Genomic DNA, 17187 nt, shown 5'->3' on the forward strand with positions numbered 1-17187 from the left:
GCTGCACTTTAAACACTAGATTAAAAAATTAACTCGAGGTCTCTGTAAAGCATGAAGCTGCCAATTATAGCGGTAAGGCTTCAAGGTATTGAAAGCTGAGACAATATTAAATGTGAATATCTTATTTATATAAATGGAATTAACCATGAAACTAGCGCAATCAAAATCAAAATCAATTAAATTTATCTTAAATCCTATTGTTATCGCAATGTTAGGGATGCCGTTACTGGCTCAGGCTGAAGTCGATGATGAAGGTTATGCAATGGTTGTAACCGCGAACCGAAGTGCGCAAAGTATCAGTGATATTGCAGCAACGGTGTTGGTCATTGAAGAAGAGCAAATTGCCGAGCAAGCGCAATCAGGTGTTGATTTCAAAGCATTATTAGCCAACTTAATTCCAAGTTTGGATATGGGCAGTCAATCTCGAACCAATTCTGGCCAAAACATGCGAGGCAGAAAAACCTTAGTGATGATCGATGGTATCTCATTGAACTCTTCTCGTAGTATCAGTCGTCAATTTGATTCTATTAACCCATTTAATATTTCCCGTATTGAAGTGATCTCTGGTGCATCAGCTATGTATGGCGGAGGTAGTACTGGCGGTATCATTAATATTATTACCAAAAAAGGCAATAACGTATCGGGTAATAGTGAAACTTGGGTTGGTGCTAAATCAGGGTTTAATAATAGTGAAGATTTGCAATATCAAGTCGCTCAAGCTCTATCAACAAGTACTGATACGCTGGATGCTCGTTTAGCAATTTCTTATGACCACTCTGATGCTATGTATGATGCAAACGGCGATATGGTGTTGCAAGATGTCACACAAACTAGCTCTCAGTATGTATCTCAAGTAGATATATTGGGTAGTGTAGGTTTCGATCTTACTGATACGCAACGTCTGGAATTAATGGCGCAGTATTATAATAGTGGCCAAGATAGTGATTATGGAGTGGATTACGGAGCGAATTACGGTAATATTTCTGACCCAAGCCAAGAGATCAATATGGTCGATGGTTACCAACTTGATGACCAAGCACAAACTGATCGTTATTTAATCGCCGCTAACTACATTAATAGTGATTTTTATAATCAGACCATGAATTTACAATTGTTTTATCGCTCAGAATCATTACGTTTCAATCCATTTCCCGATTTTGCTAACTCTTCTTTAGGGGGATCTGAGCAAGATACTAAAGTGGTCGGTTCAAAATTGGTGTTTACTGCTAAACCTACTGACGCACTTAGCTTAGTGTACGGTATCGATGCTGAATACGAAAAGTTCTCTGCGACTCAAACTTATTATGATATCAGCACAGCATTAGCTTCTAGCGGTTTAATAAATAACCGTATTGGTGCGGCAGGGCGTTACCCTGATATCGCAACAACCTCTATTGCTGGATTTTTACAGGGTGATTATGACGTTAACTCTGCATTGAATGTGCACGCAGGCCTTCGCTATCAATATACGAATGTTAAAGTAAGTGATTTTGTTGGCGCGGCTCAACAATATAAATTATTAACGGGTTCTTTAGCCTCTGCAGAGGCAATAGGGGGGGGAACAAAAGCTTACGGTAATACCTTAGTTAATGCAGGGTTAGTTTATAAATTAACAAAGCAACAACAGTTATGGTTTAACTTCTCGCAAGGTTTTGAAGTACCTGACCCAGCTAAATATTATGGACAAGGTGTTTATAATGCAGACGGCACGGTAGCCAGCAGCGTTAACGTTTCTGAAAATCCATTAGAAGGAGTAAAGACAAATGCGCTTGAATTGGGATACCGTATTAATGACGAATTATTTTCTGCGCAGTTAGCTTCTTATTACTCTATTTCTGATAAAAAAGTTGATTACAATAAAGCGGATCAAACCGTCGATGTTGTTGATGATAAAGTACATATTTATGGTTTAGAAGCACAACTAGACTTTTACTTAACAGAAGAAATTAGCACGGGGGGGAACTTTAATTACATTATTAGTGAAACTAAGGTGGATGGAGAGTGGCAAGATTTGTCAGTTGCCAGCGCTAGTCCTTCTAAGTTAACCGCTTATCTCAATTGGCATACTGAACAATTTGCTACTCGTCTTCAAACCACTCAAATGTTTGATTATAAAGATGCAAGTGGTGGCAAGCTTGAAGGGTATAACACGGTAGATTTATTATCTGGCATTAAGTTACCAGTTGGTAAAGTCCAGTTTGGTATTACTAACTTATTCAATACAGAATACGATACGTTATGGTCTCAACGTGCCCAAGATACTTATAGTACTTTGATTGCGAATTCTGACTTGGTTAAGTTCCAGGGCCAAGGTCGTACCTATTCTATTAACTACAATGTGGCATTCTAACGTTGACTGCTCTATTAACTGTGAATAATTTATCTTGCCATTTAGGTGGCAAGTTAATTTTAAATGATATTTCCTGCGAATTTCAACAAGGCAAAGTAACCGCTTTAGTTGGCCCTAATGGGTCGGGTAAAAGTACCTTGTTAAAACTCATTGCTGGCTTAGAAACGAGCAGTGCTGGTGATATTACGTTATCTGGAAAGGGAGTCGCGCAATACTCCCGTGCAGATTTAGCGATCAGATTAGCGATGCTACCACAGCGACATGCCACTCCAGTGGGATTGACGGTGGCTGATCTCGTTGAATTTGGTCGTCACCCTCATCGCCGTTGGTTTGCGCCATTAACCAAAAAAGATAAACAAAAAATGCATTGGGCGATGCAAGAAGCTGGAGTGCTTGAATTTGCAAACCTCGCCATTGAAACATTGTCTGGTGGAGAAGCGCAGCGGTGTTGGTTGGCAATGGTATTAGCACAAGATACTGATATCGTTTTATTGGATGAACCGACTTCATGGTTGGATATTGGCCATCAAGTTGAGTTGTTACATATTGTGAAACGCTTAAACGAACAATATGGAAAAACTATCATTTGGGTATTACACGATCTTAACCATGCGCAAACATTTAGCCATCAAGCTATTATGTTAGAAAAAGGCAAGGTAGTGGCTGCAGGTGATGTTGACGTTGTGTTCACTGCTGAACGTATTTCTGAAGTTTATAATACTTCTGTTGCACGTGTAGAAGTGGAAGGGCAAGCATTATTATGGCCAAGAACATCAGCGAAACCTGAATTAATCACAGCGGTAGACTCTGACCCTACGAGGCAAGGCTAATGTTATCTCGTTTTATGTTAGCCACTGTTTGTATACTAGGCGTATTGCCAAACTTAGCGTATAGCCAAATGGGTCAAGCTGCTATTAATAAAAACACCATTAATAAGGAGGTTATTAACAATGAAGTCATTAACAATAACATTGGAAATAAAAACCTCATAGATAGAGAAAGTGTCAATGAACTAAGTATTAATGAACTAAGCATTAATAAACAAAGCATTAACCAGTTTGAAGCTTCCATTGATATTTCAGATGACGCAGCCTTAGCACTGTCACTTCCTTCCATCTTAGTTGAACTGCCACGTGTTGTTGCATTAAATTGGACAGCTGCAGAAATGTTGTTGTCTTTGGGCATAAAACCCGTCGCAATGACGTCAAAAAATGGTTATCGGACTTGGCAATCTAATCATCCCGCTATTCCAGATAGTGTTAGAGAAGTCGGTAATCGCGCTTTTCCTAGTTTGCCAGTGATCTTACAACAGCAGCCGGACCTTATTATTGGCTATCCCTTTCGTCATGCTCGTTTAATTAATGAGTTAAAGATGATTGCCCCGACCTTGTTATTGCAACAATTTGCCCGCTTCAATCAGCCCAATTATCGATATATGCAACAAATGCGAGAAAACTACCTGCTATTAGCAGAGCGAGTGGGTAAACAAACCTTAGCTAAACAACAGTTAGCTGAAATGGATACGGAGTTAACGCGTCTACGTTTGCTGATCATTAAGGCGGGATTACACAATAAGAAAATAGCGTACGGAAAATTTGTTGGCATGGGTTATGGTTTACGTGTTTTCTCACAACGAAGTTTAGCGGCTTCTATCGCTAGCCATCTAGGACTTAATTATCAATGGGATATGACGTTACCGGGCAAGGACTTTACACATTTACAATTAGAACAAATTAAATTATTGCAAGATACGGCTTTGATTTTAGTTCAAGAACGAGCTGGTGTTGGTGAACGAATGATGCTTTCACCACTGTGGGCTGAACATGACTTTGTGAAGAATAAAGATATTTATACGGTGCCGTCATTGTGGAGTTTTGGGGGGCCTGTGTCTGTTATTCGTATGGCACGTGCTTTTACTAAAGCGCTATTGGAGCAACAACATGATCACTAATTTCTTAAGATTAGAGCAAGATCTTTTAAAAAAATCATTGCTTGTGTTGGTTAGTTTAATGGTTGTTGTTTTTGTTTGGGTTAGCTATCAACAAACAGTATTAACAAACATGTATCAAATCACTTACTTTTATCAATTATTGCTACCAACATTATTAATGGCGGGGTTATGTGGCGCATTACTTGCGCAATCAGGTGTAGTAGTACAAACCTCGTTAGGTAATGCTTTTGCTTCACCTTCCACTATTGGCATTAGCGCAGGGGCGTTGTTGGGTGCGATGGTGATCAATTTAGTGATTGATGAACCTACTATTTGGCAAGTGTGGATTGCAGCTTTTGTCTTTGCATTAGTGATTGCAATGTTGATTTTATTGTTATCACAGGTAATTGGTGGCGGTAAATTACAGCTTATTTTGATTGGTATGGCGATGAGTTTGGCCGTTGGCGCGTTGTCTTCTGCGATTATGATCTATGCAGAGCAGCGTATGGATGGTTTGTTTTTATGGGGCAGTGGCAATATTGGACAAAGTGATGACCAATTAGTGTTCACTATTTTATTACCCGCGTTATTGTTATTAGCGTTACCTATATTGTGTAATCGTCAGCTGGATATGCTCAGTTTAGGTGATGATACGGCTAATGTGGTGGGTTTATCTGTACGTCGTTGGCGCGCCATTTTATTGTTTATAGCCGTGTTACAAGCTTCTTTAGTGACTGCGATGGTTGGTGTTTTAGGCTTTGTTGGGCTGATGGCGCCTCATATTGCTCGCATGTTGGGGTTTAACAAAACACGGCAACAGTTGATTTGTGCCAGTCTGTTTGGCGCATTACTCGTTGTCATCGCAGAACTCTTTTCTCGATCATTACCAGTGTCTGGTTTTCGCTTACCTACCGGCGTTTTAACCGTATTGCTGGGTATTCCTTTTTTCTTGTATTTATTAAGTCGTAAAAAAGGAGCGATGGCGATGCAAGAAAGTGGTTTTGGTTTAGCGGCATTAATTAAATTACCAAAGTCGATAGCCCTTGTGCTGCCGGCTTGTTTTCTGGTTGTCACGGCAATGATATTTTGGCCTGATGCATTAGGTTTCCAATTTAATGCATGGCGAATGGCTGTTGCAGTGATGGCTGGTATGGGACTTGGTATGGCAGGGTGTGCGTTACAAGCCCTGTTTAGAAATCCGATGGCAAGCCCTGACATCTCTGGTGCAACCTCAGCATCCGTTTTATTTATTATCGGAGCCTTACAAATTTGGCCTGACGCTTCTAGAGTTGACCTGTTTTTCTGGGCTTTAGTGGGGGCGGCTATTGTTGTCTGTATTTTGTTTATTGTAATGCGATATCAATTACGGGTATCGCAACTCGCTTTACTAGGAATCGCGATTTCAGCTTGGTGCGGCACTATTGCTTCGATGGTCCTGACCTTTGGTGCTGGGGCGGCTTCCGTCACTGTATTATGGCTAACGGGTACAACCTATGGTGCTGATGCGCAAATTGGCTGGTTATTACTGGCGGTCACCTTACCCTGCTGTTTCGCTTTATTAATGTTATCGCGACATCTTGACCTTTTTACTCTTGGAGAAGATTGGGGGGTGCGACTTGGGCAGCCGTTAATGAAGTTACGTCTATTTATCATATTGCTGGTGGTGTTATTAACCGCTGCTGCGGTGGCTGCGGTAGGTGCGATCGCTTTTGTTGGATTGTTATCGCCACATATTTTACGTTTGCTCGGACAAACGCGTCATTGGGTATTGCTGTTAGGTAGTGCGCTAGTGGGGGCATGGTTATTATTATTAGCTGACGGTTTAGGCAGAACCTTGATTGCTCCTTTTGAAATAGCCAGCGGCATATTGGTGTCAATCATCGGTGGTTTATATTTTATTTGTTTAATTTTATTAGGTTATAGAAGGAAGTAAGGATGTCAGTATTAGATCTTATTTATCAGCGCAGTTCGTGCCATGTCCATGAAATGGAACATCCCGCTCCGGATCACATTAAGTTAAAGCGAATTTTCCAATCGGTAATGAGTGCACCTGACCATGGCAATATTAAACCTTGGCATTTAGTGGTGGTTGATACTGAACAAGTGGGGGAAATGTGTGAATTGATGTGTCAAGCATGGCTTGAACATGCTGAGCATATAGAACCTGCACGTATTCGCCGTTTAACGAGTTATTTGAAAGACGCGCCGATGGTGGTGCTCGTTTCTGCTGATATTGTTGAGCCACATGCAGTGTCAAGACGTGACCAAGTGTTAGCCGCCGCCGCCGCTTGTCAAAATATTCTCTTAGCTGCAGAGCAAGAAGAAGTAGCAGCCATTTGGTATAGCACTGATGCGGCAGAGTTACCTGCCGTGCATCGACTGTTTGGATTGACTTTACAACAAGAGCCCGTTGCTTTTATTATGCTTGGCACTAAAAAACAACAACGTATAAAAAAGCGCAGTGATGTTGCTTCGCATTGTTTCAAGTGGCAGGGGGATAATCAATTAAGTCCTTTATTTGATGCAACGGCGATGACCTTCAGTGAAGCAGAATAAACGCGCTAAATATTCATTATTAAATCTTCAACACCTAACATTTAAAAGTGTGTTCTAAACTATAAACAAGGCAGTTGATCAGAAAAATCGCAATACAAGTTATACCAATCAGGATAAATAAATGACTAGATAATTACTTAGATTGGTACTAGTTAGTTTATCAAGAGTTGAGCTTGTATGAACTGGATAAACAAAAAATCCAATACACTGTATTGGCTTTTTATGTTGGGCGTTATTTATTGGAGAGGCGGTTTAAAGGTTATTCGATGCTATTCGGATCTTTTAAGCATTAATTAACTGTTAGCGATTTAGTTTTAATCTAACCTTGTCTCACAAACTATCAACAGTAACTGAGTTTCTAAGCCCAAGTGCTCATGTACTAAGTCCATTAATTTTAATTGAAGCGACGTAATTTTGATAACACATCAATTAATAAAGTAATATCAAATTCATTTTCAAGTCCTGATTTTTCAACGCGTTCGCCTTGCCAATCAATACTATCAATGTCGCCATTGCCAGAGAACTGGGTGATTTTATCTGTTTCATAAATGATGTAATTATCGATGTCACCAGATAGCACATATTGGCGTTCATTATCATCCAACAAGTGTTGGCCACTGCTGTAAGTGCTGGTTGGGTTGGTAACTGAGAAAACGTCCTGCATCAAGGTTGGCATAATATCAACATGGCTAGTCATTCTATACACACTCTTAGGAGTTTTATCTGGCCAAATAATCACTAATGGTACATGTGAACCATTAATTAATTCATCATTGGTACTTTGACCTTTAAAGGATTGGCCGTGCGTTCCAGTGATCACAATGATCGTACTTTGATATTGTTTTTGAACTTTTAAAGTATCGATCAAACGCTGGATCTGAGTATCAATAGTGGCAACCTGGGACTGATATAAAGACAGGTTTTCACTTTGCTCTGGAATCGTTCGATGCGTTGCTTGAGCAAATAAATGATCATTTTTTTGTTCTAAATAAACATAGCTAAACCAAGGTTTATCTGATTGTTGAGCAGCAGCCCATTTAATCCATTGTTGTACGACTTGATTGTTGTTTTCAGCTTTTGAGTAATACACATCAGGTGTTTCTTTTAACTGGCTAAAGCTACTCTGTAAAAATTCAGGATGAACAAAACCAATACTGGAAAATAAACCCATTGAGCGTTGTTGCTCAGTTATTTCAGTCATGAAAATAGGGGCTATATGGTTTTCAGTTACGGAATTCCAATAACTGTTTGGTAAGCTATAAAATAAGCTAAACACACCTTGACTGCTATTATTTGCACCACTGAAATGATTTTTAAAATTCATTCCTTGTTCGCTTAATGCGGCTAAGTTAGGCATGTTGCTGGGATTCAACATATCTGCGCGCAATGACTCAACATTAATAATTAAGATATTATCGTTGACGCTAGTTGTAGGCTGCTCTGCATAACTGAGAGGGGCAAGCGGATACCTCAGTTGTTGCTGATTAGTACCTGCTTGACCTAGGCTATTTTTTTGTAATTTATCTTCATTTAACCAACCCTGTTTGGTCAAAAAAGTGCGCGCAGTCATCGGATAAGATAACGGGTAAAGTGACTTTTGATGAGTGATTGGTCGATATTGCGTGGCATCAGCCCAGATAAAAACCAGATGTGTGAGCACGAAAGCTGCAAATAAAAATAGCGCGATAGGCTTACCGATACGTTTAGACTGAATTTTTCGTACTTTTTTCCATAATAAAAAGGAAAAAATCAGTTCCAATGAGAATGTGATTGGTATTGAAATATAGTGAAGGTTGATTGAATAAATTGCTTCAACTTGTTCCGGTTTTTGTAAAAATTGCCAAATAAGTGGATTTAGATGGAAATCATAAAGCCGAAAAATTTGTGTATCAACAATCAAAAAGGTGATCGCAGTGGTTGCTATCACAATTGAGATTATTCGATAGGTCAAATTATGGGAGACTATAAATGCTAACGGAAATAAGAGAATGCCAAAGACCATCGCGCCGAGAAAACTGAAATGACCAACTAAGCTTAAGAATTGATAAAAAATTCCTAAGCTTGAATCGGCCAATCCTGAATAGGCGATATAACGCAGGCTAATTAAAGAGATGGCAACAATATTGAAAAATGTAAACCAGTGAGCCCAAGCAACTTGCTTGGCTACGTTATCGTGGAATTTATGACCCGTTTCAACCATTGTTATTATTTATCTTTCAAATTAATAGAAGCACTTAATGCTTTTACAAATTTGTCGCTAATGGCTTTACGTTGAGATGTTGGTACTTGGCTATTAATAACATGTGTAATGCTATTTCCGAGAATCATTAGACTCAAATCAACGGACACATCATTGTCATGTAAAACCTCCATTACCTGGTCAAGAATAGTTTCGATTTTTTGGCTAGAGTATTTCGATTGAATTGGCATAATAAACTTCTAATTAAGGGATAATAATTACGATATGATACCGCACTCATATTATTATACCAATCACTTAAAGACTGGAATTTTAAAGTTAATCGGATAATTAACCAAACATATTGTGTTCTCTAGCACATCAGCCTGTGAATTATGAAAGTGAATCCGAACAATAAGCATCGATTTGCTATTTTAAGATCCGCCGTGGTGTGTATAATTTACTAATTCAGTTCACTTGCTCCAATAAGGTCTCTCTATCTATGAACGTTTCTGCTACTAACATCATTTTACATTCTCTTAGTTACAATAGCGAAGGGGTTTTAAATTGTAAAATGCGCGAAGGTGAATTACCTATTTCCCCTTCTATTGAGCAACTGGTGATGGACTTACACCGTGGTTACCAAAGTAAATCAAATAAAGCATTTGCTTATTTCGCAGCCGAAGCAGACAAGCCACAAGTATTTCAACGCGCTTTGAAAGAAGAGTTAGCGGGTGAGTTAGACTTCGTTAGCTTTTCACAACAAGCAGCAACGTGCTTAGTTAATGAATTAAAAGAGCATGACTTCGCAGAAGAAGGTGTGTTGTTAATTACTAAGTACAGTTGGACCACCAGTGATTATTTATTGGTGGCTTTATTACAAAATAACCAATCTATTAGTGTTAACGAAAACTTAGAACTACAAGTTAGTCAGCATATTGAAACCAGTAAAATTCAACTTGTGGCCAGAATTGATCTCACTTTATTAGCTCGCGATCCAGAAGCTAATCGCTATATCTCATTTATTAAAGGGCGTGTGGGTAGAAAAGTATCCGATTTCTTTTTAGACTTTATGGGTGCAAAAGAGGGGTTTGATGCAAAAGCACAAAATCAGGGGTTGTTAAAAGCGGTCGATGAGTTTTGTGAAAAACAAGCTCTGCCTACTGAACAAAAACAAGTGGTGCGCGAAGTCACTTCAAATTATTGTAAAGAACAATTAAAAGAAGGTGAAGATATTGACCTATCGAGTTTATCAGAAGAGTTTAAAAGTGCTTCTAGCCTAGAAGGCAGTTTTTATGATTTTGTTAGTGAGGATTATCAACTAGAAGAGAACTTTCCTGCAGACCGAGCATTAATGAGAAAGTTAACCAAGTATACAGGCCAAGGCGGAGGCATGAACATCAGCTTTGACCAAAAACATTTAGGTACTTCGATCACCTATGATGAAGCTTCCGATACATTGACTATTCAAGGTATTCCACCGAATCTTCGTGAACAACTTAAACGCGATGCGTTAATCGAATCTGATAGCAAAACTGAGTCGACACAAATATCTGACGATGGCAAAGCGCCTTTTTAGGGTTGATTGTTAATTTAAAAAAGTGATTAAAGAATGAAATTATTTGTACGAGATTTAACGGTCATTGACTCTACTTATTTAGACCATAAACGTGGTTTTGTAGGCGAAAGTTACCAAGTCGACGTAGTGTTAGATGGACAGTTAAATGAACAATCTATGCTATTAGATTTTTCATTAGTCAAAAAACAAATTAAAGCAATTATTGACGCGGAAGTCGATCATAAACTTATCGTGCCGAAGGCAGCAAAGCAATGCACTATATCGATTGATGCAGACCGAACGCAAGTTGACTATGTACTTGAAGATAATAGTGCTATTCAGCTAAAAAGTCCGCACCAAGCTTATTGTTTATTAGAGTGCGACGCTGTCACTATCTCGGTATTAGAGGCTTATTTAGAGCAAGTGTTATTAGTTAAGTTGCCTGAAAATATAACCGGATTATCGATTACGTTACGTTCAGAAGTGATCTCGACACCGTTTTATCACTACACTCACGGATTGAAAAAGCACGATGGAAATTGTCAACGAATTGCGCATGGTCATCGTTCAAAAATTGATATTTATATCAATGATCAATACAGTGAACTATGGGTTGAAAAGTGGGGCCAACGTTGGACAGATATCTACTTAGCAAGCGATGAGGACCTATTGGATCCTGCGTTATTATCTTTTTCACCTAAAGCGTCAACGGTACCTATGCATTGTTCTGCTTATCATTCTGCGCAAGGATATTTCGAACTATTGATGCCGGCGAGTCGCTGTGAAGTACTCAATAATGACACGACGGTTGAAGAGTTAGCTCGCTTTATTTGTGAAACCATTAAGCAAGATGAAGGTCAGAACAATGTGACTGTTTATGCTTATGAAGGGATTGGTAAAGGGGCGATTGCAGAGTTGTAATCGTTTTACCTGTTTTATTGTATGGTGCGGCAAAGACTTAATTGTCGTTAAGAAATTAATTTAATACTAGCTTTAAGGATTTAAGATGGCTGAAGAAACCATATTTAGAAAAATTATTGATAAAGATATTCCGTCTGATACGTTATATCAAGATCAATATGTGACTGCTTTTCGCGATATTTCACCACAAGCACCAACACATATTTTGATCATTCCTAATAAATTGATCGCAACTGCAAATGATATCGAAATAGAAGATGAGTTTCTTATTGGTAAAATGTATACCGTTGCAAAAAATTTAGCTAAGCAAGAGGGGATTGCTGAATCGGGTTATCGTTTAATCATGAATTGTAATGCTGATGGGGGGCAGGAGGTGTACCATATTCACTTACACTTGTTAGGTGGTAAAGCTCTAGGTAAATTGGTGAACTAAAATAGACTGCTTACGTTTTACTTTCATTACTCGCTGCTAATGAGGCTCAATGAAGTCAAACAAGCTCATTATACTTTTACAAATAGATAAACTAATCACATTACTGTAAATAGATGATTTTTTATGTCATGGTTAATGAATATTTACAGTTATCTTCAATCATTCTTTTTAGGTGGAATTTACGATGAAAATACAATCTAGTTTTTGGTTAGCAATAGTAGCAAGTGTGATTTTATCTGCTTGTTCAACATCTGTTGAGCGTTTGGATGCCCAACAACAAATTGATTTAAGTGGCGCATGGAATGATACCGACTCTCAATTAGTCGCACGTGAAATGATCGAAGATTCTTTATCCCGCGCTTGGATTTCTAAATTTGTTAAAAGTGAAGGTAAAGATCCTGCTGTCATTGTTGGCCGAGTGAAAAACTTAAGCCATGAGCATATCAATACTAATACCTTTATTGCGAACATGGAGCGTGAGTTAATCAATTCAGGTGAAGTGCAATTTGTAGCAAGTTCTGCTAACCGTCAAGAAATTCGTGATGAACGAGCGGATCAAGACTTAAATGCTTCTGAAGCAACACGTAAAGAAATGGGCCAAGAATATGGTGCTGATTTTATGATGCAAGGTCAAATCAACACTATTATTGATGTTGATGGCAGCACTCAAGTTCGCTTCTATCAAGTTAATCTAGAGCTGATTAGTATTAAAGATAATCGTAAAGTGTGGATTGGTGAGAAGAAAATCAAGAAACTGGTTAAAAACAGTAAACTACGCGGTTAAGCATATTCAATCGACATTCATATACCCGTTAGATAGACAACGTTATACTAGCACCTGTGCACACTCAGCTTGCTGATGTCCTATGTTGAATATAATGGGTATATCTAATTAAGCTCTACTTAGCGCTTATTTAATTTGAAAGTGGTCTCTTTATGCACAAAATAATGTTTGTTCTTTTATGCTTATTATCGGGCTGCGCAGCTCAACATAACAATATTAAACTGGCTAACCAACTTCAACAAGAACCCCCAGAAAAAATCCTCTCAATACTGAGTGAGAAAGAGCCCGATCAATCTGATTTTGCACAGTACTATTTGAATCTAGGCTATTTGCAGTTACTTTCCGGTGAATTTGAGTTATCAATAGATTCTTTATTAAAAGCAAAAAATGAAATGCTCTCATTACAAGCAACCTCTATTTCGGAGAATGTTGCTGCCGGTACAGTCAATGAAACATTTAGGCGTTACAGCGGCTACCCTACGGATCGTGTGATGGTGCATAACATGTTGGCATTGAGTTATTTATTTAACAACGGCATAGATGATGCTCGTGTTGAAATGCTGCAAGCCGATGTTGAAATGAAAAAATTAGCACAAAGTGACTCCTTGAATGGTCAATTGGCCAGTACCCATTTGTTGTCTGCAATTATTTATGAGTTACTGGATGAACGTTCTAATGCATTTATTAGCTATCAATTAGCGGAGAAAATACTCAAAGAACGTAACATAAGCTTACCTCGAGGATTGAAGTTAGGCCTATTGCGCATGAGTGATAAAATGGGCAACGACACGCAATACCAATATTACAGTAAACAATATCCAGTACTGAGTAAATTAAAGCAAGTAAGGCAAAAAAAGCACCAAGTATTCGGTCTTTATTTTGATGGGGTTGTTTCAAATAAAGTGCAACAAAGTCTCGCGGTTCCTAGTTTTAATGGCAAGCAAATTGTCAGAGTTTCGATGCCTGCTTACACAAGTGTTCAGCACCGAGATCAGCACAATCAAATTAATGACAATGAGCAGAAAATCAACAGTGAAGTGGTAGAAAATGTAGATAAGCTAGTACGAGAAGATTTAGATAAAGAATATCCCTCCATTTTATTGTTAACAACGACGCGCGCTATTGCTAAATATCAACTGGTTAAGGAAGCGCAAGATAAAGATCCAATCTTGGGGATACTAGCAAACTTAGCAACGATATTTAGTGAGGTAGCTGATTTGAGAAGTTGGAATATGTTACCTGCAACCATACAGTTTAGTTATCTAGAAACAGATGCTGATCATATTGTTGTATCAACCAATCATCAAGGTGATAGTGTCGTGGAATTAGCCGCGTTAAAGCAGCATGTCATTTTAAGTACAGGATTGTCCGATAAAGTGTTCCATTATGAGCAATGATATAAAATATATTGCGGCTCATAGGACAGGATTAAATTTTTTATTCAATCGTTTTTACTGATTCAATTTTATGGAGTTTTTATGAACAAAATAACCTTCTCGATACCTATTTTATTATCAATGTTATTTATTGCCGCTTGCTCATCATCGAGCGATCTAGAGCAAGATAACAAACAACGACCGGATTGGATTGACCATGCGCAAACTACTTATCCAAGTAATGTCTATTTAACGGCTGTGGGACAAGCATCAAGTAGAACACTTGCGGGTAAAAATGCGGTTGCTAATTTAGTTGAAATATTTTCCGTTAATGTCAAAGCTGAAACACATACATTGACCGAGGCAATCAAAAATGAAAGTGCTTTAGGTGTCACTATGGAGAGTTCGAGCAGTTTACAACGTAATATTGCTACGGAAACAAATCAAGCAATTGCAGGCGTTGAAATAAAACAGACTTGGTTGAGCCCAAGTGGTGAATATTATGCGCTAGCAGTGCTGCATAAGATTAGTGCCGCACAAAACCTTACAGAAGTAATTATGGAAGCGGATCAAGAGGCGCTTAAGCTGATAGAGTATAGTCGTAATACCGCACCCAATTCTATTTTAGCCGTTAACGCATTACGTAATGCTAGAGATCTGCAAGTTTCGCGCAAAATGGCTGATTTACAGCTAGCGTATATTAGAGGACGCGGTATCCCTATTGAGGTTTCTAGCCAAGACATTGAACAGTTAATACGTAATAGCTTAGCTTCCTTAGAGGTTAGCATTGCTGATGATAGCGAGACAGATAGCAGTTTATTACAAGCAGGATTATCAACATTGGGAGTGAAAGTTGTTGATACATCGAGTTTACAATTATCAAGCTCGATTGATGTGACTAAACCAACGCGTCTCGAACAATGGTACTGGTTACGTGGAAGTTATGAACTGAGTTTTTCAGAAAATGGAAAAGTGATTAGCCGTAAACGTTGGCCAATTAAAGTCTCTTCGCAGCAACCAGAGTTATTGGAGCTGCGTTTAAGAGATAAGCTAAACGAGCATATTAATACTTATCTTCAGCAATTGCTGAGCGATTCTCCAACGCTTTAACTTTATTGTATAACTCATGTAAAAGAGGCGCCTCAAGGTTATGTTGTCGTGCCTTTTTGATTAAATAACCATTAATAAATTCGATTTCAGTCGGCCTATGATAAAAAATGTCACGGTTCATTGATGAAAAGTTTTTTGCTGTTGCTAAGATTACTTGATCGATGCTTTGCTGCAAAGTGAGTAATTCAAAATCAACATGTTCTGCTTTGGCAATGGCAACAATTTCTGCAACTAGAGATTGAATGACAACAGTATATTCAGAATATTTCAATTTTCCATTTTGTATTTGGTGAATTGCTGTTAAGGGGTTAATAACAGCATTGATGGCTAACTTTAGCCAACATTTTGTGACAATGTCTTCACTCCAACATACGTCTGGCATTGCCTGTTGCAGTGGCTCAATAACAGGTATTAAAATATGCTGCAGCTGCGTTGCTGATTGTCCGTTTTCCTTTGTTTGAGCCTTCACTGCCGCTAAATCTGTAAAAGGACCTAGGTAAGTAGGACCAATTCCTGTGTGCGTAATATCGAGTGGTGCATTGAGTAAACTTGCATTTGCCGTAGTCGCACAGATGATTGGATTATTTGGGAAGTGTTTACGGACTTTTTCTGCACAACCATAACCATTATGCATCAAAATAAGCGTTTGTTTTTTATCTATATATTGTTGCTGTGCTAATAAAGCAGAGACAACGTGCTGTGCTTTGACACAAACTAGAATAGTACTTCTTTTCTGCTCAGCGCTTGTATTTAATAGCTGTTGACTAATGGAAACAGTAAGTAAACTTTGCTTACCAGATAAATCTGTAAACTGTAAGGTTGAGTTTGTGTTTTTTGATCTAGAAACAAGGTGACAAACGCTGCCTGACTGTTGTAGTTTTGCCAGCCATAAACAGCCGATTGCCCCAGCACCAATAATTTGAATCATACTTGCCCTTACCTCTATCATGTCATTATTTTCTGCTTACTCTGCCTTATTATACCCGTGCCACCTCAAGATGCTTTGCCAGGCGAAACCTCGGATACCAGAGCAAGGCGCAACATGAGGCAATAGTTATTCCCTTTTTGATTGTTGCAACGCAGGGCTGATTTTCGAGGTTGCGCCCCGTAGGGCAAGGCAACTTGCACCAATCTGCGTTGTTATAAAATCTTTATGTAAAATAACTATACTTCAATTTTATGCCTAGCATCTCGGTACAATTTGCCTTGCTGACTTTGCATCTTGAGGTAGCATGGGTATATATCAATCCCGTTAATTTAATGATCAGTTAGTTAGCGGAGTTGGTATTATACCCGTTACTAATCAATCTTGTACAAGACTCGATGATTGACTAGAAATGACCCAGAGAGCACATTGTAGTCCAAGAGATGGCATCAACCTAAGAGATACCTAAACAAAGTCCAGTAGGGTGATAGATGCTAGCGAGGTTTTCTGGTAAATTTGCTATTAATTATTTTAATTGTTTATTAAGGAACAAAAATGCCTTCATTTGATATCGTTTCAGAAGTTGATTTAGTGGAAGTTAAAAATGCAGTCGATAACACCAGTCGTGAGCTCGGTACACGTTACGATTTTCGTGGTGTAAAAGCATCTATAACGCTAAACAAAGAAGTTGTTAAATTAGAAGCAGAAGCAGAAATGCAAATTAGTTCATTACGCGACATGTTACGAGCTAATTTAGTTAAGCGTAATATCGATACACGTGCAATGGATCCTGAGAAATGTGACCAATCGGGTAAGTTTTGGTCTCAAACAGTTAAGTTTAAAGTAGGGGTTGATCAACCTACTGCAAAGAAATTAGTTAAATTAATTAAAGACAGTAAAATTAAAGTTCAGGTTTCGATCCAAGGTGATCAACTACGTGTTACGGGAAAAAAACGTGATGATCTGCAACAAGCAATGCGCTTGGTAAAAGAGTGTGACCTAGGAATGGGTTTTCAATTTAATAACTTTAAAGACTAACTTTTATTGATTGAGCAGTGAATTAAG

At 38.5% G+C, this 17187-nt stretch carries 15 protein-coding genes; 12 read left to right on the forward strand and 3 right to left on the reverse strand.

Annotated elements, in window-relative coordinates:
* Window positions 1–145 precede the first annotated feature (145 nt).
* The 5 genes from H5084_RS09190 to H5084_RS09210 are packed head-to-tail and all read left to right on the forward strand — an operon-like array spanning window position 146 to window position 6836.
* Entirely contained in the window at window positions 146–2350 is a 2205-nt protein-coding gene (locus H5084_RS09190) for a TonB-dependent receptor (RefSeq protein WP_182690253.1), read from the forward strand.
* 2 nt (window positions 2351–2352) lie between these two features.
* Window positions 2353–3180, forward strand: a complete 828-nt coding sequence (locus H5084_RS09195) for an ABC transporter ATP-binding protein (protein WP_220485937.1) — start codon at window positions 2353–2355, stop codon at window positions 3178–3180.
* Entirely contained in the window at window positions 3180–4301 is a 1122-nt protein-coding gene (locus tag H5084_RS09200) for an iron-siderophore ABC transporter substrate-binding protein (RefSeq protein ID WP_259396733.1), read from the forward strand. The genes H5084_RS09195 and H5084_RS09200 overlap by 1 nt, the downstream gene beginning before the upstream one ends.
* A complete protein-coding gene (locus tag H5084_RS09205) occupies window positions 4291–6213 on the forward strand; it encodes an iron ABC transporter permease (RefSeq protein ID WP_182690254.1) in 1923 nt (640 codons plus the stop codon). The genes H5084_RS09200 and H5084_RS09205 overlap by 11 nt, the downstream gene beginning before the upstream one ends.
* Window positions 6214–6215: 2 nt before the next feature.
* Window positions 6216–6836, forward strand: a complete 621-nt coding sequence (locus H5084_RS09210; RefSeq protein WP_051368855.1) for a nitroreductase — start codon at window positions 6216–6218, stop codon at window positions 6834–6836.
* A gap of 394 nt (window positions 6837–7230) precedes the next feature.
* Here the strand turns inward: H5084_RS09210 and H5084_RS09215 are convergent, their stop codons facing one another.
* Together H5084_RS09215 and H5084_RS09220 are read right to left on the reverse strand one after the other, a co-directional pair.
* A complete protein-coding gene (locus H5084_RS09215) occupies window positions 7231–9036 on the reverse strand; it encodes a DUF3413 domain-containing protein (RefSeq protein ID WP_182690255.1) in 1806 nt (601 codons plus the stop codon).
* Between the two features lie 5 nt (window positions 9037–9041).
* Window positions 9042–9266 carry a DUF1414 domain-containing protein gene (locus H5084_RS09220; RefSeq protein WP_028867137.1) on the reverse strand — a complete coding sequence of 75 codons (225 nt, stop codon included), beginning with the start codon at window positions 9264–9266 and terminating at the stop codon, window positions 9042–9044.
* 251 nt (window positions 9267–9517) lie between these two features.
* On the opposite strand from H5084_RS09220, the gene yejK reads away from it, so the two are divergent.
* From yejK to H5084_RS09250, 6 genes are all read left to right on the forward strand, one after another.
* Window positions 9518–10594, forward strand: coding sequence for a nucleoid-associated protein YejK (gene yejK, locus H5084_RS09225; protein ID WP_182690256.1), 1077 nt, complete (start codon window positions 9518–9520; stop codon window positions 10592–10594).
* A 33-nt stretch (window positions 10595–10627) separates the two neighbouring features.
* Window positions 10628–11494, forward strand: coding sequence for a 6-carboxytetrahydropterin synthase (locus H5084_RS09230; RefSeq protein WP_182690257.1), 867 nt, complete (start codon window positions 10628–10630; stop codon window positions 11492–11494).
* An 85-nt stretch (window positions 11495–11579) separates the two neighbouring features.
* Entirely contained in the window at window positions 11580–11927 is a 348-nt protein-coding gene (locus H5084_RS09235; protein ID WP_028867134.1) for an HIT domain-containing protein, read from the forward strand.
* A 184-nt stretch (window positions 11928–12111) separates the two neighbouring features.
* On the forward strand, window positions 12112–12711 hold the full coding sequence (locus tag H5084_RS09240; RefSeq protein WP_028867133.1) for a penicillin-binding protein activator LpoB: 600 nt from the start codon (window positions 12112–12114) through the stop codon (window positions 12709–12711).
* A 152-nt stretch (window positions 12712–12863) separates the two neighbouring features.
* On the forward strand, window positions 12864–14108 hold the full coding sequence (locus H5084_RS09245; RefSeq protein WP_028867132.1) for a COG3014 family protein: 1245 nt from the start codon (window positions 12864–12866) through the stop codon (window positions 14106–14108).
* Between the two features lie 81 nt (window positions 14109–14189).
* Window positions 14190–15197: an LPP20 family lipoprotein gene (locus tag H5084_RS09250; protein ID WP_182690258.1), complete on the forward strand. Its 1008-nt coding sequence runs from the start codon at window positions 14190–14192 to the stop codon at window positions 15195–15197.
* Here the strand turns inward: H5084_RS09250 and H5084_RS09255 are convergent.
* Window positions 15151–16125, reverse strand: coding sequence for a ketopantoate reductase family protein (locus tag H5084_RS09255; protein WP_182690259.1), 975 nt, complete (start codon window positions 16123–16125; stop codon window positions 15151–15153). The genes H5084_RS09250 and H5084_RS09255 overlap by 47 nt on opposite strands.
* Before the next feature lie 552 nt (window positions 16126–16677).
* On the opposite strand from H5084_RS09255, the gene H5084_RS09260 reads away from it, so the two are divergent.
* A complete protein-coding gene (locus H5084_RS09260; protein WP_182690260.1) occupies window positions 16678–17160 on the forward strand; it encodes a YajQ family cyclic di-GMP-binding protein in 483 nt (160 codons plus the stop codon).
* Window positions 17161–17187 lie beyond the last annotated feature (27 nt).

The sequence above is a fragment of the Psychromonas sp. SR45-3 genome (genome assembly GCF_014163575.1).
GTDB lineage: Bacteria > Pseudomonadota > Gammaproteobacteria > Enterobacterales > Psychromonadaceae > Psychromonas > Psychromonas arctica.